Origin of the sequence: Pedobacter alluvionis (assembly GCF_003664035.1) — a bacterium.
In the GTDB taxonomy this organism is placed as follows: domain Bacteria; phylum Bacteroidota; class Bacteroidia; order Sphingobacteriales; family Sphingobacteriaceae; genus Pedobacter; species Pedobacter alluvionis.
Genome location: NZ_RCCK01000011.1, coordinates 1,361,358 through 1,383,308 on the forward strand (window position 1 = coordinate 1,361,358; position 21,951 = coordinate 1,383,308).

Genomic DNA, 21,951 nt, shown 5'->3' on the forward strand with positions numbered 1-21,951 from the left:
CTAATCTACTTTACTGATATCGATTTTCGCTCTTTTAAGCTGAATTTCTTCTGTACTATTTTTTAGCGATATTTTTGCTCCTTTTCCGTCTGCATTCAGCGATACAACCAGGTCTATCTCACTAGAGTTCCCCAGCTTCTCAAAAGAAGTCATTGTTTCTTTTTCATCAAAAGGTTTTATTTCAAGCCCATATTTCGTTCCGTTTTCCTTTTTCCAAACCAATGTAATGTATTTCGGTACGGCCCTGGAAACGTATGGATTAGCTGTCAGATCTTCTCCAAACCGATTTTCTTCTTCACCGTTAAGGAAGTTGTAATAGCATAATATCAACTGATCTCCAACGGGTAAATGAACTTCTGGATGCCAAGGGTATTTTTTGCGGTAAAGTTCATAGACAACGGGATCTGGCATGCCTTCAGTTTTAATGCGTTCTAAAATTTCCGGCTTCATAATCATTTTATCTTCCAGTGTAAGTGTGATAAAATTCGGTTCCAACATGTACTTTGCATTGGGATAAGCCTGTTCTTTTGAAATAGTCGTTTCATTGGCCTCAAAAGCACCCACTTCAGTTTGGAAACCTGGGCCGCTAAGCCAAACCACGACTTTACCTTTTGGCGCCAGACCAATTTTGATCAACGTGTAGTTATCTTTTTTATTGGTCAGGTCATCCTTAAATCCGTCATGGAATAACTGGGTAATGCGGGCCTTATCTAATTTCCATTTACCGGTATAAAATTTCTTTTCCATCAGCGATAGCCAGGTAAAACTTAACGAATCCGGTGCTTCCATCTGTTTGGTCGTTACGCTCATCACACCGCCATCGTTTCCCCATCCAGTGTTCTGCGTACCCCAAATGGCATCAAAACCATAGGTAAAATCTTTGGCTATGATGGCTCCTTTATAAACTTCCATCGGATATTCTTCGGGAGCTGAAACCGTACCTGTCCACTCAAATTTTTCTTCCATTTTTTGTCCTTTGCAACTTGTTATCGCCAGTAAAATGAACGCCAGCAATAAATACCTGTTTTTTTTAAAACTCATGATTTGTTACCACTTGATACAATTTTCTTGCTGCTGGCCAATGATAAATTTTGCGAAGTAGCTTCAACATTCATTACCTGAGCAATCTTTTCCAATTTAACGCCAACACGCAATTCGTATTTTTGAATCACTTCTATCGTGATATTCTTTGCCTGTTTTATGATTGCCATAGCTAGAAAAGATTAGATTTTTCTGCACTGTTAAGCTCTACAATTTTACCGCTCTGCATGGTCATGTTTTCTTTTGCACTAAACATGCTGATCTCTGAAGCAATTTCGTTTGAGGTATCCGCAGTTCTTTTAAAATCCTTTGTAGCCAGCTCTGTTCTGTTGTTTGATGTTTCAGAAACATCGCCAACAGCACTTAACGAATAATTATTGCCGGCAGTGGTGGCAATATCCTTACCTGCATTTGTCGATTGATTTTGCCCCACCTGCACATCCATATTTTCCCCTACATTAATCTGCATGTTTTTACAGTTTAAGGTCATGTTCTCCAAAGCGGTAATGGTAATATTATTGCCTTTTGTGTCAATATGAATAATATTATTGTGGATATCCGTGATTTTTATCCCCTGACTGTTTGCATCATCATCAAACTCCAGCAAATGCCCGCTTCTGGTAATGATACTCTTCAAGTGGTTTTTAATTAAAGGGCTGCTATCAACGCTGGCGCTATGGTAAACACTGCCCATTACCACCGGGCGGGCCACATTTCCTTCTTCAAAAGCAATCATTACCTGATCATCAATCTCTGGGATGGCAAAATAACCACGGTTATTGCCCCTGTCGCCTACACCGGCACTTGGTGTAACCACTCGCAACCACTCGGTCACATCGTTGGTTAAACATTCCCATTTAAATTTCACTTTAATACGACCCTGCCCCTGTGGATCGTTGTTATCGATCACATCTGCCAATTGCATATCGGGTTGAGGCTTTTGGAAATTTTTTACCAGAATACGCTCGGTAGTAGCTACTTTTCCTTCAAAAGTATTGTGGTATTTACCATTCTCATCAATATGGTGTTTAATGCTTGTAATGAGGAATTTACCCAGGCTTTCTGTCGAAAAAGAAAGTTCTTTTCTTAAACTCATCGTAATTTCGGCAATGCTGCCTATGCTCAAACCGGCATTGTCTCCTCTTGCGGTTACTTTTAATAGCTCGCTGGTATTAGCCTTTTCTTCATTTTCTACCAGGCTTTTAATATCGCCGTTATTATCTACACGTATTAAGGAGGGCTGGTTGAAGGTTTTACTGAAAGTGAGGTTGGAAGCTTTAATGGCATGCGATAAATCAGGAGTACCATCTACTTTGCCTGTACTCTCGCTCAGCAACATCTCATTTTGCTTTGGATTGTAGGAAAAACGTTTATTTTTAATCGGGGCGATTTCCATTGCATATTGCATTTCCTGAACATCTCTTCCGTAAAATAAACCGATTTCTTTTTGTACATCCGGCTTGCCAAAATTAAGCTGTTTACCATCATAGAAAAACCATTCGTGGTATTCGGCAGAAAGCCGATTTAAAAAGGCAAAATCACTTTCCCTATATTGAATGATGTAATCGATCGGTGTGGTTCTTGCAGCATTGGCCACGACTTTTAAATCGTTGGCCGGTGTATCCTTTGTTGCTAATTTTACGATCTCATTCAGGTCTTTATCCAGATATGAACCCAGATCTGGTCCGCGATCGATTAAAATGGTGGGACTATATCCGCTTACGATTACAATGCCGTGATAACCATGATTCTGTGATAGTTCGACTTTAGAAATCAGACCGACAAAGTTTTGCATGCCTTCCGGCGAATGACCAAATGATGCGGTTAAGGTTTTACCCACAAAATCCCGGCTATCGTCCAAACTGATCAAGCCAGGCGCACCCATTTGATCATGGTTAAAACGCAGCTCGAAATAATGGTGTTCGTTAAAAGCCTGTGTGAGGCTAAAGGAAGCAAAGTGGGTAATTTCCTTATCCTCTATATTGATTTCTGCAATGAGTTTCTTTTCCATATTAATTAATCTTGATCACAAAAAATGCCCTAAACTAAATCCAGTTTTAGATTTTTTTAATGCACACCTGGAAATGATTCCATTTTATGTAGGCATGTTCAGATAAGTTTTGTGAGTGGCTGCCGAACCAAACATTTTACCTGGGTGGTAATCGTGTTTTACTACAAAATATTTGCGTTGGTTAGACATAATTGAGCTTTAATTGAGATGCCATGTGGAAATTGCCGCAGGACCGAAAAGTATTAATTTTAGATGTTAGGTAGATAAAAAATAGGATTGAACTAAAAGCGACCGGTGTAAACCAGTCGCTTCAGTTTAATTATGTCTGATGACTAAGCTTTAGGCCAATCATTTTCGTGTTCTGCGTTACCCAGTTTTAGTTTACGGGCAGATACTACGAAACTTAATGTCATCGGTGTATTGTCGTTTACCGCAATACCTTCATTATATTGAATGATGTAACCGTCTTCGAAAGACAATTCCTTCATTTTTGCATCTTCTTCGCCTTTTTTGAAAACCAATGTTCCAGAAAGTGGCTTATATTGGTTGTTAACCATTGATTCGATCACTGAAGTATCTTCAGTTGATTCGATTTCGATGTGGATGGTACCACCATAAACACCAGACGATGGACGGCCTTTTGCGTCAACATCTCTATTTAATGAAAAGCTGCACTGTAGTACATCAAATTCTTTTGATCCTAAGTTTAAACGGGTTTTGAATGCCATTGTAGTAAAGTTTTAATGTGAAAGATAAATTAATTGCGAGGAGTTTGGCGTTAAGCGTATAGGGGTTGGCGTTTAAATACCTTAAACCCTAAACCTCAGGCCTTAAACCTAACTAAGCTTTTGGCCAATCGTTAACATGCTCTGCGCTTCCTAATTTAAGCTTTCTTGCTGAAATCTGAAATTTGAGTGTCATCGCGTGATCGCCAACAATGTTTATCCCTTCGGAATATTTAACAATGTAGCCATCTTCGAAGTTAACTTCTTTCATTTTGGCATCTTCCTCTGTTTTCTTGATCAGAAGGGTTCCTGTAATAGGTTTGTACTGGTTGTTTACCATCGCCTCGATTATTGAGGTGTCTTCGGTTGATTCGATCTCAATATCGATGGTACCGCCGTAAACTCCGGAAGAAGGTCTTCCCTTAGCATCTACATCACGGTTTAACGCATAGGCACAGTGAAGTACATCGTACTCCTTGCCCGCAAAATTTAATCTAGCTTTGAAAGCCATAGTTTTAAAATTTAAAGGTTAAAAAATTGATTATTGTAGCCTTTGCTACTGTATTGATTCAACCAAATATCAGGCCAAAACTGGGATATAACGCTCATTAATAAGCGGTAAACAAATAGTAAAAAACAGAAAATTTATGTTTATCGCCTAAAAACGCAGTTATACATTGTGTTTTTGTGGAAAAGATGTGGAAAAATCTGAACCTATCTTTAATATTACAAACACATTATTAATGCAGAGTGTCTCATAAAACTGTAGAGATTATACACAAAGTGTAGCGTTTTAGGACAAGCTGGATACTAAATCACTATGATGGTCTGCGAGGGTCGCAGACCATTTTGCCTTTAAATCAACTGTGATCCAAATTTTTCCATCTTGGCCAGCCATTTTTGACTATAATGATTTTCAAGAGAATGCAATTCGCCAATTGTATTGGTGAGTACAGGACTCATTCTGCATTTCTCAAAAACAACTTTTTTGATGGAAAGGTAAGTTGTTTTCTTATTTGCTTTCCATTCTTTAAAGGTTGCCTCATCTAAAATAGATACAATTCTTCCCGAACGGCCGCTAAAATTATTATTTACATTTTGCTGCTGCGTAGTAAAAATCTGATCAGGCATAAATAAACGATCGAAAAAGCCTTTAATTTTTGCGGGAATATGATCTACGTATACCGGACAAAAAAGCACAATATGATTACTTTGCCTGATCGCCGTTAAGGCTTTCTGCAAATCGGGTTCTAACTCGGCAATCTGTCTGTTATTAAACAGCTTGTTCGAATTAAATATCAGATCGATAATGGCCAACTCCCTTACGGTAGCGCCAACACTTTCTGCACCTTGCTTATAGGCGTTAATCAGGAAATTTGTAGATGCGTTTTTTTCAATATCCCCATTCAGAATAAGTACTTGCTTCATTTTTTTTGATTAATCTGATCAGGCCGATGCATTACAAAATTATAAAGAATTTGTTAAGTGTTATGCATAACCCATAAAAAAACCCAACGCTAAGGTTGGGTTTTTATTTTCAGCTATCAAAAACTATTGCTGATTATACTCTGAACTCCATGTGGTACTTTCATCTTCACCTTTATGTCCATCCAGTTTTACCACAAAACTTTTGGCGGGAAAATATGGCGTAATGTGGATATCCAGGTGGATTCTGTCTTTTTGTTGTTCATCTCTTTCGAAACGCATGATCTTAAATCTTTCGATCAAACGGTCAGCACCCTGGATACCATCTAAAAATTTCACAATCTGGCCACGTAAATCCTGTTCTGTTTTAGAAGTCCAGTTTTCGAATGCCCTTCTGTTTAGGAAATCGAATAATACTTTGGTAATGTAATCGAATACACGTACAACCGAATAGGTCTGTAAACCGATGTTATCGCCATTAAATAAGGTTTTGGCAGAAAAAGCCATTACTTTACCATATTCATTAACCATTGGTACCAAACCTACTCTTTCCAAATGAGAGATTTCACTTTTCTTTAAATCAAATTTTACACCATCTACCTCATTTATGGCACCATGTTTTTTACCTGCAGTAACCTGCGACATTAAGGTATAGTACATTTTACCTGCAAGTGCAGCTGATCCAGGTACAGTTAAATCATCCTCCTCGCCCACTTCGGCAACCTTACCGCGGCCAACAAGCCAGTTACATGTCATAATTACGTTCGATCTAAAGGCATCAGCTCCTGTAAAGTTAGCTGCTGTAAATAAATCAAGTACATCATCAGGCTGATCAAGATCTGCAAAATCGGTTACCAACATGGCTTTGTTGTTATGCGCAATTTTACCCCATCTTTCTACCACTTTATTAGAGCCCATGTAACCCGGCACCACCATTAACGAATAGTTATTACGGAGATCCAAACGGTCGTAATTCTGTTTTAACTCATCATCTACATAATCTATAAAACGAGGATTATCAAGATCTTTGATCTGATCCATCGATGCATTTAAGAGCACTACGTTTTTAAGTTTGTCAGATTCGGTATTTTTATAGAACAAATGCACGGAACGGTAGGCCTGCTCCAGTTCCCTGGTGCTTTCCAGCGCTGTACCAATATTTTTATTTAAGTTTTCTTCTGCAGCGTTCAGTTTTTCTGTACTTTTTTCAACCATATCAGCCACAGAGGTAGAAGACTCAAGCACATCTATCCAAAGCTGGATTTTCTTTTTCAGTTCTTCGCGCTCTTTCTTTTTTTCATCGCCGGTTAAAAAAATCTGCTTCCGTGCTTTTCTTTCAGGATTTAAATTCTGAAGGCCATCAACGGTCGCTTCTAACAAATCGAAACCGCCAACCCTGGCCAGTTTTTCTAAGTTATCCTTAAGTGATGTTTTTTCTATCGTTTTACTCTCTGCAGGTTTAAAACCTGCTTGGGACGTACTTTCGTCTGCTTTTAATTCTTGAGGATTTGACATGTTTTTTCAGCGTTTAGATTATTTATTCTGCTCCAATTCATCAACAAAGTTCTTCAAAGCATTGATGAAGGCCGATTTAGTTTCTTCATCATCAAGTGTAGCTTTTAAGGTTTTGTTCGATTTCAACTGTTTGATTACGTTAAGCGACATTTCTCTCTCAATATTCACATTGGTGAGGTAGTTACTTTGGTTGATGATGTTTTTCACACCAAAATCGCCCAGATCGTTAAAGTTTATGGTTTCGCCAACGGTAGAGCCATCCTGCTTTTCGAAAGCAACCTTTACATTTGGTTTGTAATGTTGGAATACATCCTTTACAGTTTTTAATCCTTCAACTTTTTCAGGCTTTATCGGATCGTTATCGGTAAGTTTTTGTACAAAAAGTGTTTTGTTGTGGGCAATTTCTGCGAAAGCTTCTGAGGTGTCAATTTTCCGCTCGTTACCACCAATTTCATAATTAAACATAGTATGTAGATTTAGGTTTACGATTTAATTTGTTTTAATAATATAATAGTTAACGTTTTAACTCAATTTTTGTTCTAATGTAACGACTTCTGGCTGAATAATATCCCATTGGAGTTTATCTTCTTCAGGATGCTTGCTTACCACAATCCTCGATCCTTTTTTCAGTTCGCCCGAAATGATGTATTTGGAGATGGGGCGGCGTAAAAGATTCCGGATAACAGCAGATAACTGCCTTGCGCCATATTTTGGTGTAAAACCATCTAAAGCAATCATTTTCTTGGCATCATCTGCTATTTCAAATTCGATACCCAATTTGTTCAGCGATTGCACTAAACTGTTCAGCTGAATTTCAAAGATGCGTACCACATTGCTTTCGTTAATCGGTGCAAATGGAACAATTTCAGAAATCCGGGCTAAAAACTCAGGGCGGAAATGTCCGGCCATTACCTCCATCAATTGGTTCGATGCGGGAATAACACCTTTTCCAATCTGTTCGGCAATCCATTCACTACCAATGTTCGAGGTGAAAAGTATTAAGGAATTGCTAAAATCACCTTCCTTACCCAAGCGGTCGTGCATGTGGCCTTCATCCAAAATTTGCAGAAAGGTGTCGAAAACCGAAGGGTGTGCTTTTTCAATTTCATCAAACAATAGTACTGAATATGGCTGCTGCCTGATTTTATTTACCAGCAAGCCACCTTCTTCGTAACCTACATATCCCGGAGGAGCCCCGTAAAGCAGGGCGGCACTGTGCTCTTCTTTAAATTCGGACATATCAAACCTGATCATTGCCTTTTCGTCGTTAAACAAGAATTCGGCAATTGATTTAGCCAATTCGGTTTTTCCCGTTCCGGTTGGCCCCAGTAAAAAGAATGATCCGATGGGCTGTCCTTTTTTGTTTAGTCCGCTACGCGATTCAAGTATGGCATCAGAAACAGCCTTTAAAGCCTGGTCCTGCCCTACCACACGTTTTTTAAGGTATTGCTCCATATTGAGCAATTTTTCTTTTTCACCGGCTTGCAATTTACCCATAGGTATGCCTGTTTTATAGGCTACTATAGACGCAATATCCTGTTTGGTTATACGGTCGCTTTTTTCCGCAGCATATTTTTTTAATTCCTGAAGGCTGCTATTGATATAACCCTGGTATTCATCTGCAGTTTCGAAAGCATCGGTCTGCGTCTCATCAGTTAAACGACCCAATAAAACCGGGCTTAACTTATTCTGAAGTAATGAAAAAAGCCATTTATAATCTGCAAATCGATCAGCTTCTGATTGGTCCAGGCTTGCATTCAGCGTTTCCAGCTCTGTTTCCAAACTATCAATTACCTGGTCAGAGGTATCATTCATCATTTTCATCGCTGCCATGGTCCTGTCTAACAGATCAAAAGCTGAGTCAGGGAGCCTTCTATCTTTCATATAACGTTTGGCCAGGCGTACACATTCGCCCAAAGCATCAGGCTCGATGCTTAAAGTATGGTGTTCTTCGTACTTTACAGCCAGTTTCTGCAACATTTTAATGGTGCTCTCTTCATTTGGTTCATTTACCTGAAGCACTTCAAAACGCCTGCTAAAAGCCTGTTCCGGCTCAATGATCTTACGGTATTCATCAATAGTTGTGGCACCGATTACCGTTATTTCGCCACGGGCGAGTTCTGGTTTCAATAAATTGCCAATGCCAGCACCCAAAGGTCCTTTACTATCTAATAAAGTATGGATTTCATCAATAAAGAGCACCGCTTTTTCAAACTGCTTTATTTCTTTGATGATGTTTTTTAAACGGTCTTCGATTTCTCCTTTGTAAGATGCACCCGCGATTAACGAACCTAAATCCAATTCGAAAAGCTGAACTGGCTTTAAACTTTCAGGAACGTTCTGATTCACAATATCAATAGCAAAGCCATCTACCAAAGCCGTTTTGCCCACGCCGGCATCGCCGGTAAGAATTACATTTGGCTTAGTTCTGCGGCAAAGAATTTCCATCATTTGCCTTGTTTCTTTATCGCGGCCAATTATGGGATCTGTTTTACCATCCCGAACTAGTTGTAAGCGATCTATGCAATATTTATACAGCGCATTGCCTGTACTTTTATTTTCGGCACCAGCTGTTGTTTTATCTGGTGAAACTACCCTCGAAATTTCTTCATCATTTACATAGAGATCCAAAATTTCGCGTTCTTTGATCGGAAAAGATTTTAGCTGATCAGGCTGAAAACCGATACCCGGTTTTGCGAGTGCGGTTAACACACAAACCGGTGTAATTAAATCAAGCCCCAGCTTAATACGTACATTATCCGATTCTTCGAAAATTACCGCAATTTCTGGTGCACCGTTAACTATATCACTAAGACCTGCTGATTTCGGCTGCTCATCAATCCGAACTTCAGCCCACTCGCTTATGTATTCCTCATCCTTCCCAATGGAAGTAATAAATGATCTTAATCCAACATCTTTATGCATTAATCCTTTAAGCAAATGAGCCGCAGAAAACACTTCGTTTCTGTATTCTTTTGCCAGCGACTGTGCAATGTGCAACGCTGTTTTTACCGATTCGCTTAAGTTTGTAACTGCCATAGCCTTTAGTTGGTTGTAGGCAATACTGCCGGGTTAAAATTATTTTCAGTAATGTAATAGTATATTTTGCCGTTTGAAATAAACTGTTGTTCAATCTGCGTAGCTCTTTTAATCTGCTGAACTGACTGATTTAATAATTTAATATAAGTTTCAAACTCATCCAGCGGCATTTTAGAAGTGTTCTTTAAATCACTTACCTTGTATTTGGCTAAAAACTCATTGTTTAAAGGCAAACCCGTAACCAGTTTAATGTAGTTGCTTAAAGTCATTGCCTTGATATCACTGGATGGTATTTTCATACCCAAAAACTGTTTAGGCATTCTTACATAGTTTTTAACCAGCTTCCTTCTAAAAGAAGATTGATCGGCCTGAAGGTTTTGCCCCAGCATAATCGAAAATACATCTACAATCTGCTTGTACTCCATATTATTTAATACAATGGCATATTGTAAATTGGAGCGGTTATTTTTTACTACATCAGCAGATAAGTTAGCGGTAGTGTAATATTTAAAAGCATTATGCGGCATGCGGTCTGCTACTTCTGCACCAACAGGCTCTGGCAATAAAGCTTCCACCTCAGCAGATAAGTTTTTACGAGATATACCGGTTAAGCGGAAGGCACTGTCCAACGAACTGATCTGGTTATAGATATCTGAACTGGTTTCTTTTACAAAACGGCGCAGGGCGATCGTCATACTCTGGTTTGAATTTACTGATCCTTTGGTCGGGAAAACCACCCCGCCCTGGATTAAACTGTTTTTAGGATAATCCAAATAATAAGAAATAGAATCCTGTAAACTTGTATTATAAGGCTGAAAACTTTTTAAACCTTCACCTTTTACCATCGTGTTTTTTCTGTATTCTGCAGAACGGATAGCAGACTCCGAAACAAGTTTGCGCGATTGGATAACAAAATCGTTAAACGACTGGTTAAAATCACTGTACACCTGTAAAGCTAAAATGCGGGCATCGGCAAGGGCAACCTGTTCGCTCAGCTCATTAATTAGATAATTGTTAGTTCCACCTGAATTTCCGGTACTACCTACCAATATAATTAAGTTGGTTTCGTTCTTTTTCGCTTTAAATAAGTTTATTCCTGCTTTTAACGCGCTAAAAACCGGTTCTTCCGAAATTTCGCCGTTACACCTTAAGGTATTTTTTGCCTGGTTTGACAAGAAAGTCATCAATTTCCTGTAATCGTCCTGGATCGGGCTAACAAAAATACCCTGTTGTCCACATCCGTTTTCACCACGATACACTACACCGCCAAAGTTTACTTTGGTTCCTTTACCAAAATCGCCCATAATATTTTCGAAAGAGGCGATAGTATTGGTCATTCCGGAGAAATACTTGGTCATCGGGCTTCCGCCATCCATTACGAACACAACATTTACTTTTGTTTTATTTTTGCGCAGTTTCAGGTAATCCTGATATGAAAGTGAAGAACCATTAATAGTTAATAGCTTATTGTCTTTTTTGTTGTAAACATCTGCCGCAATACCTACCATGTTGCCGCCCTCATCATTTGAAACAACAGGCACACTACGCAGGATAATGTTTTCTCTTGACAGTAAGGGATCTATTACGAAAGTTGTTCCTTTATCCATGCCATTTTTAATGGCCAGTGCTGTTGAATCATCCGTATCATAGTCGCCTGGTTTAACGGAGGTGATGTACAAACGATCTCCCCAGCTATGTATAGCCTCGGCAGAAACCCATCCATAAATACTTTTTAAGGCAGTATCTGCAACCAGCTGATCGTCAGAACCGATCAGGTATTTTTTGCCATCTTCCGATTTTTTATAGATGTAGGCAATTTCGTGCAATCTCACCTTGGTGCGTCTGTCTTTAAGTTCAGGCGTGTTGTAAACCAAAATTGAATCGGTAGTATCGAAATAGAATTTCGGCTCGGTTAACGCATTTTTTCCGTTAACTATACCAATGGCCTTTTCAGCGTAACCCGTTTTTTGGTTAGAAAACGCACGTTGCCATAAAAGTAGTTTGGATTTGGCAATCCACCCATAACTGATGGCGCTTTTTTTATCGTTAATTTTTCTTCCCCTGATCATTCCGGCTTTATACTTGATCAGTTTCAGATAGCCATTTTGCTCTTTTGAAACATAAAAAGGTTCCATAAAGCTGATTTTTTTCATAATCAGGCTTCCACCCGGCGCTGTTGTCGTATAATTATCTTCACGATCGGAAAAAACAATCCAGGGCAAACTGCTGCTGCGGGTGTTATCGTTAACATTTATGGTTTCAGCTGGCCTTTCATAAGATTTAGGCATGTATTTTACTTTTTTGCCAAAGGATGCCGGTGATTGTGCATAGGCAAACGATATTCCTAAAAACAGGATAGTTAAGGCATAATATTTTTTCATATTCTTTGTAGATGAGCTTAAAATTAGGTTAAGATGTTAATCTATTTTGTTTTTGCAGGAGCATCAGTAGTTGCTGTTGCTGCAGGCTGGGCCGTTCCTGAGTGTTGTTTAATATTTAATAAACTGGCACAGGTAGAGTTGGGCTTAATGGTCAATTGTGCTTCATCCACCGCTATTTCGCCTCCAAAAGTCAGCCCCATACAGTACGAATAAATATCAGTCTGTTTTTTCTTACCATTCATTTCTACATTTACAGTTACCTTCTCGTTGCTGCACATGTATTTATTAATGAGATAGTAATAATTGGAGTTAAAATCGGCTCCGTTGGCAATGGCTTGAAGTCGTGCCCTGATATCATCGATGGTTTTACGTTCTCCATCCCCAGGAGCAACCAGGTCATCTACGATTTCGGCATTTGGATCAGTAATTATAATGGTTAAAAAAGCGGGCTTACGCGCTTTATCCGACCGAAGGCGAACTACGTATTTCCCTGGTGCGCGGTAGGTGTACAAGGCCGTTTTTCCTTTTACATCAACACGGCCGGTTTCACCGAACGACCATTCGAAGTCTTTTCCTTCTCCATCCCCCTCAAGCCTGATCTCTTCGTTAACCAAACCAGCGGTGGGGCCACTAATGGTTAGCACACTATCTACAGCCGCTGTATGAACGGTATCGCGTACAGTAACCGGAAATTCCTGGCGGAGTTCCCCATCAACAGTTAAGCGTACAATGTAGGTGTCGGGTTTGGTGTAATGGTACGAACCTGTTTTTGTTGTGGCCTTTTCGCCATTACCAAATTCCCATAACCATTTTGAGGCCTTTGGGGTATTATCGGTAAAAACTAAATCTTCGTTTAAATAAATTTCATCCTTAAGGATTCTCGCATCAATTGTCCTTTTTTCGAACAATGAACTTTTAAATAAAAAGATCAGACCTGTTAAGAGCAGTACAGCCAGCAGGATGTAGAGAATAACATAGCCTTGCGAATTTGAATTAACTTGCTTGGTGTTTGTGTCAGACATAGGTAGCGTTTTTTATAGGTTGTTTTGGTATTTTATCTTGCAGATATCGTTTGCTGTAATTGCCGTCTGTTGGTAATACAATCATCTAACTGTCTTTCATGCAGCTTAATATCTGAAATATTTCTGTTTTGTTCTTGTCTATCGTAAAATAATCTATCGTATAACTGTGCAGTGTGAACAAAGATTTTATAGCGTGAATCTGATGCCTTGCGGTCAAACGCAGCTTTGATTGAACCTAATGAAAGCTGGATATCGTTCTTTAAAAAAACGGCCTGCACATTTGGGTTATAACGTGTGATCTGTTTAAACGTAGTATCAATAGTTGGCATGGTTTCTTTCACCATATTTTCGAATGCTTCGTTCTCGTTAATCTTAACTTCCAGTTCTGTTTTAGAAATTTCGTACTTCGACTTATCGCTATAAAAAATCCCAAAGCTCAAAAGCCCAACAGTAAAAACGAACAACGCTGTAAAAAACAAGAATTGTTCACGTCTTTCTTTTATGCTTATTTTAATCATGATGCTTTAATTACTTGCCGTATCTACCGTTTCTAATTTTTTGTGCTGCTGATTGGTTTGCCTTTTGGCACTCGTTTATACGTTCTTTGTACCGCTGTATATCACTCCTTGACTGGAAAAGCGAATCTTGTAAATCGGCCATTGCACCAACATTATTGTTTAGTTTTCCGTACAGATCGAAACTTGGACTTGGTTCTGTTTTTTTAGAAATTAATTCTTTTATCTTATTATTAGCGCTCTGGATATCACTAAGCAGGATACTTTGCTTGCTCATTTCATTTGCATTATAATCGCGATATTGGGCAAGTTCTTTGAAACGGACCTGAATAAGGTCAAAATTTGTATTGATATCTTTTCTTAGGTAAGACAGTTTATCGCTTTCCTTTACCTTTTTATCAAGCAGCGTATACTCATAGTCGGATGCGGCAAAAAAGAGATAGATACAGAGAATGGAGAAAAGCGTTAGAAATACAAAGTTGAGAATAAACCTCGTATAAGAAGTTCTGATTTCGATGGCATTAATTGGTTTCATAGAGCATTAATAGTTTTCACATAGTATTCGTTATCGTATTAATCTGACATCTCTTTCACCTTAAATCACTCAAACTTTTTCAAATTAACATTGTCTATAACAATTTTTGATATTTGTTGTTTGATAATAAAAACGATTTTATTTCTTTTACATTTAGCAAACTTTAAGCCAAACCCTTTATGTCTGAAAATTTTTACAACAAACCCTTCAGATTTAAGTCTCTTTTCTCAGGTACTGGGCTTCAGCCAACTGACCTTGGAAGATCGATTTCGCACCATATCGAACTGATCATTTTCACACGGTATGGGGAGCACCGGTTCCGCAACGATTTTGGCTGTGAGATATGGGACCTTGATTTCGAATTAATCGTGAGTGAAAGCCTGTGGGAGGAAAAATTCCGCAAATCGTTGCTTAAATCCATTACCGATTATGAGTTCAGAATCTATAATACTTCGGTCGAAGTACGCATTACGGAAGTAGAAAATGTATATCCTTTGCGTAAGATAACAGAGATCAAAAAAAAGGTTGATATTAGTGTACGGGCACTGATAAAAACCACAGGTGAAAAATATTTTTTCAATACAGCATTATTCCTCAGCCCGCTATCTACCTAATCTAAAACGCCCCAAATATCCTACACATGAAACCAGTTTTTTACTCATCGAAAGATGAAATCCGCAATAGAATTTTAAAAAATGCCGAAGATTTTTGGAATGTTAAAGACAGTAATGACTTCGATCCGCTGGTTAGACTGATTATTGAAGCCTTGAGCAACGAGCTTTTTAATGTTGCCAATGATGTTAAAAATTTAGAGAACAGGATTTTTGATAAGATCAGCCGTATTTTAGCCCCCGATCATTTAACTTCTTCGTTACCTGCTCATGCCATTATGCATGCCAGACCGATTGAGCAGCAGGATTATCTTTCTCCTTATTCGCAGTTTGCATTTAAGAAAAACATCCCTCAGGAAAACGATAAGGCAAAAAAAACCGATATTTTTTTTAGTCCGCTGCACACCGTAAAAGTAAATAATGCAGCTATAAAATATATTGTTACGGGAAATACCCTGTTTAATGTAGAACAATTGGGTAAACAACCCATTCACAATACACTTTCCGGTACTTCGGTAGAGAAAAACACGATGTATATCGGTTTTAGTGGAATTAAAGACTGGATGGATTTTAATAAACTGAACTTATTTTTCGACTGGAAAAACTATTCAGTGCCTGAAAACACTTATGACCTGCTCTCACTGGGAAAATGGTTCTACAAAAATAACGAACTCGCGGCCTATACTGAACGTTTTATGGACGAGCCTTTAACGGGTAAGGTACAGGCACCTTTTCAGCACAAGCAATTGCTTAATCTGATTAAAGCAGATGTTTTACAGTTTTACAGCAATAGGTTTATTACCCTGGGCGATCTTAACGATTTCAATATCGACGAAAGCGGAGAACTACCTCCAGCATTTTCAAACTTGTTCCAGCCAGCGGTTTTAAACCAGATTGATAATTCGGTAAAATGGCTTAAAGTAATTTTTCCGGCAGCGATAAACCAGGAAATGCTGAACGAGCTTCATATTTATATCAATGCGTTCCCCGTAGTTAATAAACGGTTAAGCCAGATTAAACACCGGCTTAAAACAATGAAAAATATTATCCCGATTAAAACGGAATCGCTTGACCAGATGCTCGCGGTAGAAAACCTGAAGGATAATAAAGGGAAAAGTTATAACGAAATCCCCTACACCAACGAGAATGAAAAAGGCGATGGTTCTTTTTCGATCCGCTACGGAGGAACGGAGCGTTTTGATACCAGGAATGCAAAAGAACTGGTTGATTATCTTTTTGAGCTTTTACGCGATGAAAAAGCAGCTTTTACAGCCTATGGGCCTGATTTTTTAAGCACCATCCTTAAAAACCTGGAGCAGAATATTGCCCTGATTGAACAAAAAAGCCGTTCGGCGCTGAAAGATATTAAAGAGTTACCAAGCTATATTGTATTAAAACCGATTGATGATGCGGACATTTTATTTCTGGATATTTGGGTTACCCAAGCCGAAGAAGCCAACCACATTAATGCCGGTAGCCGTTTAGTGGTATATGATAACAATAGAGTAAATGCTGAAAGTATCTTTTTATTAAGCCAAACAAAAGGCGGCCGGTCACGATTGAATTCCACCAACCGGGTGCAGGCTTATAAATATGGCTTAACCACTGCCGACAGGATTATTACCAAGGCCGATGTGATCAATTTTTGCCGTTACGAACTGGGCAACAAGTTAAAGGGCATTACGCTTGCCAAAGGTTTGATTATGGATAATAAACCGAATGCGGGTTTTATTAAAACTACCGATATTCTGATCGAGCCTGCAGATCAGCTGAACCTGAGCACACAGGACTGGGAAGAACTGTTGAGTTTGACACTGGCAAAATTAAATTTAAGAAGTACCATGAATATACATTACCGCTTGCTGTTGAAGCCGACGATATACAAGGTGGTTTAAGGTTTTATGATAGGACTTAAAATTAACACCGTCATCTCGACTGGAACGCAGTGGAATGGAGAGATCTATCTAGACAGATTTATCGACTACGTTTTACTCAGCTCGAAATGACGGCATCCAGATAGTTCGCCTTTAGTTAAAGATACACCGTATAACCCAGATAAGCACTTTCACCACCCTCGCTCAATACTGTTTCCTGATAATCGGCTGCGGTAAGGAGCTCTACATTTACTTCGGCATCAACAGGCATCAAATAACTGATAGCCATATCCAGAATGGCCCTGTTTTTCTGTCCGGGGATAAATTTAATCAATTCCTGTGGAAAAGTAGGGCCAATATTAATGTTATACGCTTCATTTTCAGGCATAAAACTATCGCCTATGATGGTATCGATACCCAGCGCACTCCCGCCCAACTGCATCTGCATTCCTTCTGCAATTTTTACCGGGGCAATATTTGCGGTGGCATCCACAATAGTAAGGGGCAGGTTAAATAATGCAGTTAGCACCTTCGATACAAAATCAATATTGTTTCTTTTCTGCTGGATTTCGGGCAGCAGGTGCATCCATATAATACTTTGCTCTTTATTGAGCAGAGTAAACTCATCCCAACCAAATTCAAAAATCTGACTTAAATCGGAATACGTTGTTTTTTTATCGAGCATATTCTCATATAGCTCGGTCATAATTCTTACATAATTGATCTCGGCATCAAAAGGCGTAAAAAATAACCTGGCCTCTTTTTCTTCCTCCCTCCTGTCTCTGATGTCTTTAATCATCGATTCTTCGTCCATGCCTGCACTACCGGTTGGTGGACGGTGAAAAAGTCCTTCAGGGAGCATATCATACAAGCCTTCGCGGTTGGTATTAATACGAATGCGTTCGTGTCTTCTTTTTTCAGAATAATAGGTCGTGGCAACCTCAATATCTTTCGCAAATGCACGTTTATCAGGTCCCAATGGGATAATTTCGATCCGATCGGCATCAACCACCTTACGTTCTATCAGGTCGGCAGCGTGGGCAACGGCCTTATAATCTGTAAATAGTTCGTTATTAATCAAAGTTTCTTTTTTCATTAAACTTTAAGGCTTCATTTTTGTTATAGGTTAAATTTTAATTATCAAAAAAATAACAATTATAATCAAATACTAAGATACTATATTTGTAGTACATCACATCTATAAAAATTTAATGGACGTTCAATCATTTTTTATCCGCTTTCTCTTATTCCCGCTGATTTTCATGGTATCAACAGCGGTGCTTTCTATCATTAACAAGAAGAACCAGTTTCTCAATAACAAACGACTCATCGTAAGTGTTCTGTTAATTGGCATTATTTTGGCCATCCCGGGGTTTTTAGGCTTTCTAAACTTCAATTTTATGCCCTGGGGATACATTATCTGCTGTATCTTTTACCTTTTAATGGGAACGGTTTTCGTTTACCTGTTAACCAAATACTACCCGAAGGATATGCTGGAGCGTAAAGTTTTTATCTTTTTTGCCACCTTAATTTCGACCATTTTATCTGTTTATTTATTCCAACTGGCCTTTAACTGGTTAAGTGCAGTAAATTTTGGGTGGTTCGGCGCGGGCAGTATTGCCTGTTTCTTTGTGCCACTTATTTTTTGGTGGGCTTATGTTTCCTTATTGGAGATTCCATCTGAAATTTACAAAATCTGGAGATATCCTGATACGCCACTGGATATTAACATGGACCATGTAGACTTTAACCGCTTATTGGTATTGGAGCTTGAGCTTTATAAAAAAAGCAGTGATCCGGAGCCTTTGAAAGTAAAGGTAAAAGCGGTAGAAAACATGAACTTCGGTATCTGGTTCCACAAGTTTATCGATGATTATAATTTAAAGTTTGCCAAAAGTCCGGTGGAATTCAGGAGCGACGATATGGAAAATTATAAATGGATTTTCTTTATTAAAACTTCCTTCTTTAAACGGAATATCTTTATTGATCCGGATCTGGATATCATTGAAAACGGCATTACCGAAAAAATGACGATTTACGCTAAACGGGTATCTGAAAACATAAACAAACCAAATGAAGTTGGAGAAAGTGCTATCTTTATCTAATCTATAATTAAAAACATCTACCATGATAAAGCCGCTAAAATATAAATCCATTAACTGGATTAATGGCATGAAGCTCTCCAGTGATCATTTTACCTTGAGTGATCTCTACTTGCAGGACTTTGTACGCGATGCCGCCTCTCTACATTTAAACAATAGCAATTACGGATTTTTACCCCCTTTTGCAGGTTATAAAAGTTCGCATGATATCGAAATTATCGAAAAAGCAACTAACCATATCGAGGTAAGGGTAAGGTATTGTAATGCCATTACACCCGAAGGTTGCCACATTGATATTGTACAGTCAGATAATATGGATACGTTGGTACACAACCACTATTTTGGGCAGTCGGAGCCACGTAACTATGTTATTTTATTGGTAGTGAGTCCGTTTAACCGGGCGCCCGCTGGCACACCAAATCCTGAAGAGAGCCCTATCCGCTATCCCGAACTGACTAAGAGCTATTCTATAGTTGTTTTGCCAGAAAGTGAAATGAGTTCGCAAACAGCAGACAGCTATTTTCTAACAATTGGACAGGTTTATTATGAGAACGGAAGATTATCAATCAACAATAATTATATCCCGCCAAGTTCAACCATAACAAGCCATCCAGCATTAATCAGGTATTATGAGTCATTCAGTGTTTTATTGAATGATTTGCAGTTGGCTGCCTTTAAAATCATAGATAAAACAGCAGGCCGCGATAATATTACTCCTCTTGGCAAGAATATCCGTCTGATTTCTGAAAAGATTGTAGATTATATTGCAGGTTTATTTTACGAATACCGAAACATTGCACACCGCGAATCGCCTGTAGTTTTAGCTGGTTACTTTTCCAGTTTGGCACATATTTTTTTTACAGCCATAAAACTGATAGATCCTCGTGAACGGGAAGAGCTGCTTAAATATTTTTACGAGTGGAAAGACGTAACTCCAGGAAACTTTGAAGAGCTTTTAGCAAAAACCATTGAATTGGTTTACGATCATAAACAGATTAACAACAGCATGGTAATGGCCAACGAATTTATGAATGTGTTGGTAGCCCTCTGGAATAAATTGAGTGGTTTAGAATATATCGGGCAGCGCAAAGAAAATATTGTGGTTGCCGAACAGCAGGTTGTACAACAGGTACAAGCCAGAAAAACCTGGACATTGCTGGATTAAAATTATTTCTCGGAGTAAATTTTGTAATTAAGCTGTACCCATAACCCGGGTACAGCTTTTTTTTCAACGTATAAATTTAAAAGCTCTCCACCGATCTTCATCCTGGTCTTTTGTGCTAATCTTCCCTATAATCAACGGTTTGAACAGCAATCTTGCTTTTTTATCATTTTACGCTCACATCTGCTTGCATCAATGACAAGTAACGGCAAGACAACACAGCCACAGCGCTATAAAACAAAGAAGACAATCTAAGTATGAACATTTGTATTACAAATTTGTCGATTATTAGTCATTCATCAGACCTAAATACATTTACTTTGCTTCCCTAACCAATATCATTATATGAAAAAACAAAACTCACTGACAAGTGTAACCAGGAAGGTTACTTTTGTTATGGCTGCAACCTTGGTGTTTGCAAGCTCTACATGTTTAACAGGCTGTAAAAAAGACGAAAAGATGGCGCCAGTGCCAGTTATTGCTTCTACCAAACCAGGCGCAACGGTAGAAACCTACCAATCGGGTACACATAACGGCTTCTTTTGGTCCCTTTGGAAGAGTGATGGCGCAACAGGCACAGTCAATTACGCCAATGGTGCCGCCGGAAATTACAGCATTAACTGGAACGGGTTTAACGGTAATTTTACCAGCGGTAAAGGTTATTCGGTCGGGTCAAAAACCTATAAGATAGGCTATAACCTGAGCACTTATTCAAACTCCGGAGGTGGTACTTTTGGCTGGTACGGATGGAGCAGAAGCCCTTATTATGAGTATTATGTGAATGAAACCTGGGGTTCGGTTTCACCTCATAGCGGTACTTTCCTGGGAACATTTAACTCCGATGGTGCAGCTTATAACGTATGGACCCGATGGATGACAGGTAAAAATATCGACGGTGGTGACGGTTTCAGGCAGATTTATAGTTCAAGGGTTACAAAAACTTCTACCGGACAAAATCACGTTATTACTTTTGCCAACCACTACAACAAATGGCAAAGTTACGGATATACGCTTGGTCAGTTAAATATCCCTGCAATTATGGTTTCAGAAACATGGGGCTCTAATACAAATGGCAATATCAACTGTACCATTTGGGCACAGTAAACATTTGTTTAAAAAGGTCACAACCACATACTGTCCGGCTATTGCCGGCAGTATGTACTGCAGGTAATTCTGATCACTTACCTGGATTAATAATGCTTTTAATATTATTTTACAATTAGTTACTATGAGATCCATACTTTATTTCCTTGCTTGTTTCATTTTTATCCTCGCCGCCTGCGATACGTCAAATCCTAAAAATATAGATGGAAATAAAAAATCACTGATCGGAAAATGGCATCGGTTTTCCACAGCAAATGGATATAGCGAATTTGATATTGATTCGCAAAATGTAGTTTTCTACAATCAGAAAGTGGGCTGGTTCAAGCTTCCTTATAAAATAGAAAATGATTCCTTAAAATACCTTACCAAAGATTATGTTGCTAAGATTACAAACTACGGTGACTCTATTCTTTTGGAAGGAAACGATAGTACTAAAGCCATTTTGCACAGGTTTAAAGAACCGAATATTCCTTTTAAAACAATTCCTGAACAAAAAGATTCTTTATCATTTGCATCATACATCGCAGATTTCGATAAAAGATTAATCAGTGAGTTTGAGAAAGCCGGAATAAAGATTGCTAATGGTGCGGAAAAAGATCAGGGACCTGCATACGAAGAACTGTTGAAAAAAAAATCAGCAAATAGGTAAGCATTATCTACCGTTTACATTACCTTCTACCGAGCTATTGTTTTAAGGTAAACTACTAAAAAAAATTGCTTATTCTGTCAATTACATACTTATCAACATTTTTAAGGCGTAATTGACGAGCATTCACAATGTGTTCACCTAACTGCTCTCCTTTTTCAATCGAAAAAATGAATAATTTGGTGTTTCCAGAAAACCTAAAAGCCTCAACTTTTCAAGTTGAGGCTTTTATTGCGGAATGGA

Annotated in this window: 20 protein-coding genes; 6 read left to right on the forward strand and 14 right to left on the reverse strand. The window is 38.6% G+C overall.

Annotated elements, in window-relative coordinates; all coding sequences use genetic code 11:
- From BCL90_RS13835 to tssO, 13 genes are all read right to left on the reverse strand, one after another.
- Positions 1-966 carry a DUF2931 family protein gene (locus BCL90_RS13835; protein ID WP_244214195.1) on the reverse strand — a complete coding sequence of 322 codons (966 nt, stop codon included), beginning with the start codon at positions 964-966 and terminating at the stop codon, positions 1-3.
- 71 nt (positions 967-1,037) lie between these two features.
- Positions 1,038-1,211 carry a hypothetical protein gene (locus BCL90_RS25730; protein ID WP_158554356.1) on the reverse strand — a complete coding sequence of 58 codons (174 nt, stop codon included), beginning with the start codon at positions 1,209-1,211 and terminating at the stop codon, positions 1,038-1,040.
- 2 nt (positions 1,212-1,213) lie between these two features.
- Positions 1,214-3,052: a type VI secretion system Vgr family protein gene (locus tag BCL90_RS13840; RefSeq protein ID WP_121284535.1), complete on the reverse strand. Its 1,839-nt coding sequence runs from the start codon at positions 3,050-3,052 to the stop codon at positions 1,214-1,216.
- Positions 3,053-3,384: 332 nt separating this feature from the next.
- Positions 3,385-3,780, reverse strand: a complete 396-nt coding sequence (gene tssD, locus BCL90_RS13845) for a type VI secretion system tube protein TssD (RefSeq protein ID WP_025141860.1) — start codon at positions 3,778-3,780, stop codon at positions 3,385-3,387.
- Between the two features lie 112 nt (positions 3,781-3,892).
- The gene (tssD, locus tag BCL90_RS13850; RefSeq protein WP_121284536.1) at positions 3,893-4,288 is read right to left on the reverse strand and encodes a type VI secretion system tube protein TssD; all 396 of its coding nucleotides are present in this window, start codon (positions 4,286-4,288) and stop codon (positions 3,893-3,895) included.
- A gap of 344 nt (positions 4,289-4,632) precedes the next feature.
- Positions 4,633-5,205 carry an NAD(P)H-dependent oxidoreductase gene (locus BCL90_RS13855; protein WP_121284537.1) on the reverse strand — a complete coding sequence of 191 codons (573 nt, stop codon included), beginning with the start codon at positions 5,203-5,205 and terminating at the stop codon, positions 4,633-4,635.
- Positions 5,206-5,328: 123 nt separating this feature from the next.
- Positions 5,329-6,717, reverse strand: coding sequence for a DUF5458 family protein (locus BCL90_RS13860; protein ID WP_121284538.1), 1,389 nt, complete (start codon positions 6,715-6,717; stop codon positions 5,329-5,331).
- 18 nt (positions 6,718-6,735) lie between these two features.
- Positions 6,736-7,182 carry a hypothetical protein gene (locus BCL90_RS13865; protein WP_121284539.1) on the reverse strand — a complete coding sequence of 149 codons (447 nt, stop codon included), beginning with the start codon at positions 7,180-7,182 and terminating at the stop codon, positions 6,736-6,738.
- Positions 7,183-7,239: 57 nt separating this feature from the next.
- Entirely contained in the window at positions 7,240-9,756 is a 2,517-nt protein-coding gene (locus BCL90_RS13870; protein WP_121284540.1) for an ATP-dependent Clp protease ATP-binding subunit, read from the reverse strand.
- Between the two features lie 5 nt (positions 9,757-9,761).
- On the reverse strand, positions 9,762-12,137 hold the full coding sequence (tssR, locus tag BCL90_RS13875) for a type VI secretion system protein TssR domain-containing protein (protein WP_121284541.1): 2,376 nt from the start codon (positions 12,135-12,137) through the stop codon (positions 9,762-9,764).
- A 41-nt stretch (positions 12,138-12,178) separates the two neighbouring features.
- Positions 12,179-13,159, reverse strand: coding sequence for a PKD domain-containing protein (locus tag BCL90_RS13880; protein WP_121284542.1), 981 nt, complete (start codon positions 13,157-13,159; stop codon positions 12,179-12,181).
- 32 nt (positions 13,160-13,191) lie between these two features.
- Positions 13,192-13,677: a type VI secretion system transmembrane protein TssO gene (locus BCL90_RS13885; RefSeq protein WP_166792096.1), complete on the reverse strand. Its 486-nt coding sequence runs from the start codon at positions 13,675-13,677 to the stop codon at positions 13,192-13,194.
- Between the two features lie 10 nt (positions 13,678-13,687).
- Positions 13,688-14,209 (reverse strand): type VI secretion system TssO, encoded by a 522-nt coding sequence (gene tssO / locus BCL90_RS13890; RefSeq protein WP_121284543.1) that lies wholly within the window; start codon positions 14,207-14,209, stop codon positions 13,688-13,690.
- 179 nt (positions 14,210-14,388) lie between these two features.
- On the opposite strand from tssO, the gene BCL90_RS13895 reads away from it, so the two are divergent.
- Both BCL90_RS13895 and BCL90_RS13900 read left to right on the forward strand, forming a co-directional pair.
- Positions 14,389-14,823: a GPW/gp25 family protein gene (locus BCL90_RS13895; protein ID WP_121284544.1), complete on the forward strand. Its 435-nt coding sequence runs from the start codon at positions 14,389-14,391 to the stop codon at positions 14,821-14,823.
- Positions 14,824-14,849: 26 nt separating this feature from the next.
- The gene (locus tag BCL90_RS13900; RefSeq protein WP_121284545.1) at positions 14,850-16,715 is read left to right on the forward strand and encodes a type VI secretion system baseplate subunit TssF; all 1,866 of its coding nucleotides are present in this window, start codon (positions 14,850-14,852) and stop codon (positions 16,713-16,715) included.
- Between the two features lie 136 nt (positions 16,716-16,851).
- Here BCL90_RS13900 and BCL90_RS13905 read toward each other — a convergent pair whose 3' ends face one another.
- Positions 16,852-17,790, reverse strand: coding sequence for a type VI secretion system baseplate subunit TssG (locus tag BCL90_RS13905; RefSeq protein WP_121284546.1), 939 nt, complete (start codon positions 17,788-17,790; stop codon positions 16,852-16,854).
- A gap of 115 nt (positions 17,791-17,905) precedes the next feature.
- Between BCL90_RS13905 and BCL90_RS13910 the strand changes: the two genes are divergently transcribed.
- From BCL90_RS13910 to BCL90_RS13925, 4 genes are all read left to right on the forward strand, one after another.
- Positions 17,906-18,799, forward strand: a complete 894-nt coding sequence (locus tag BCL90_RS13910) for a TssN family type VI secretion system protein (protein ID WP_121284547.1) — start codon at positions 17,906-17,908, stop codon at positions 18,797-18,799.
- 22 nt (positions 18,800-18,821) lie between these two features.
- Complete coding sequence (locus tag BCL90_RS13915) at positions 18,822-19,961, forward strand: hypothetical protein (RefSeq protein WP_121284548.1); 1,140 nt, start codon at positions 18,822-18,824, stop codon at positions 19,959-19,961.
- 342 nt (positions 19,962-20,303) lie between these two features.
- Positions 20,304-21,062: a glycoside hydrolase family 11 protein gene (locus BCL90_RS13920; protein WP_121284549.1), complete on the forward strand. Its 759-nt coding sequence runs from the start codon at positions 20,304-20,306 to the stop codon at positions 21,060-21,062.
- 124 nt (positions 21,063-21,186) lie between these two features.
- Complete coding sequence (locus BCL90_RS13925) at positions 21,187-21,711, forward strand: hypothetical protein (RefSeq protein WP_121284550.1); 525 nt, start codon at positions 21,187-21,189, stop codon at positions 21,709-21,711.
- Positions 21,712-21,951: the final 240 nt, after the last annotated feature.

Bases quoted from the DNA above. Each gene is read 5' to 3' on its own strand.
- BCL90_RS13835 (WP_244214195.1), bottom strand. From the start codon at position 966: ATGGAAGAAAAATTTGAGTGGACAGGTACGGTTTCAGCTCCCGAAGAA.
- BCL90_RS25730 (WP_158554356.1), bottom strand. From the start codon at position 1,211: ATGGCAATCATAAAACAGGCAAAGAATATCACGATAGAAGTGATTCAA.
- BCL90_RS13840 (WP_121284535.1), bottom strand. From the start codon at position 3,052: ATGGAAAAGAAACTCATTGCAGAAATCAATATAGAGGATAAGGAAATT.
- tssD (WP_025141860.1), bottom strand. From the start codon at position 3,780: ATGGCATTCAAAACCCGTTTAAACTTAGGATCAAAAGAATTTGATGTA.
- tssD (WP_121284536.1), bottom strand. From the start codon at position 4,288: ATGGCTTTCAAAGCTAGATTAAATTTTGCGGGCAAGGAGTACGATGTA.
- BCL90_RS13855 (WP_121284537.1), bottom strand. From the start codon at position 5,205: ATGAAGCAAGTACTTATTCTGAATGGGGATATTGAAAAAAACGCATCT.
- BCL90_RS13860 (WP_121284538.1), bottom strand. From the start codon at position 6,717: ATGTCAAATCCTCAAGAATTAAAAGCAGACGAAAGTACGTCCCAAGCA.
- BCL90_RS13865 (WP_121284539.1), bottom strand. From the start codon at position 7,182: ATGTTTAATTATGAAATTGGTGGTAACGAGCGGAAAATTGACACCTCA.
- BCL90_RS13870 (WP_121284540.1), bottom strand. From the start codon at position 9,756: ATGGCAGTTACAAACTTAAGCGAATCGGTAAAAACAGCGTTGCACATT.
- tssR (WP_121284541.1), bottom strand. From the start codon at position 12,137: ATGAAAAAATATTATGCCTTAACTATCCTGTTTTTAGGAATATCGTTT.
- BCL90_RS13880 (WP_121284542.1), bottom strand. From the start codon at position 13,159: ATGTCTGACACAAACACCAAGCAAGTTAATTCAAATTCGCAAGGCTAT.
- BCL90_RS13885 (WP_166792096.1), bottom strand. From the start codon at position 13,677: ATGATTAAAATAAGCATAAAAGAAAGACGTGAACAATTCTTGTTTTTT.
- tssO (WP_121284543.1), bottom strand. From the start codon at position 14,209: ATGAAACCAATTAATGCCATCGAAATCAGAACTTCTTATACGAGGTTT.
- BCL90_RS13895 (WP_121284544.1), top strand. From the start codon at position 14,389: ATGTCTGAAAATTTTTACAACAAACCCTTCAGATTTAAGTCTCTTTTC.
- BCL90_RS13900 (WP_121284545.1), top strand. From the start codon at position 14,850: ATGAAACCAGTTTTTTACTCATCGAAAGATGAAATCCGCAATAGAATT.
- BCL90_RS13905 (WP_121284546.1), bottom strand. From the start codon at position 17,790: ATGAAAAAAGAAACTTTGATTAATAACGAACTATTTACAGATTATAAG.
- BCL90_RS13910 (WP_121284547.1), top strand. From the start codon at position 17,906: ATGGACGTTCAATCATTTTTTATCCGCTTTCTCTTATTCCCGCTGATT.
- BCL90_RS13915 (WP_121284548.1), top strand. From the start codon at position 18,822: ATGATAAAGCCGCTAAAATATAAATCCATTAACTGGATTAATGGCATG.
- BCL90_RS13920 (WP_121284549.1), top strand. From the start codon at position 20,304: ATGAAAAAACAAAACTCACTGACAAGTGTAACCAGGAAGGTTACTTTT.
- BCL90_RS13925 (WP_121284550.1), top strand. From the start codon at position 21,187: ATGAGATCCATACTTTATTTCCTTGCTTGTTTCATTTTTATCCTCGCC.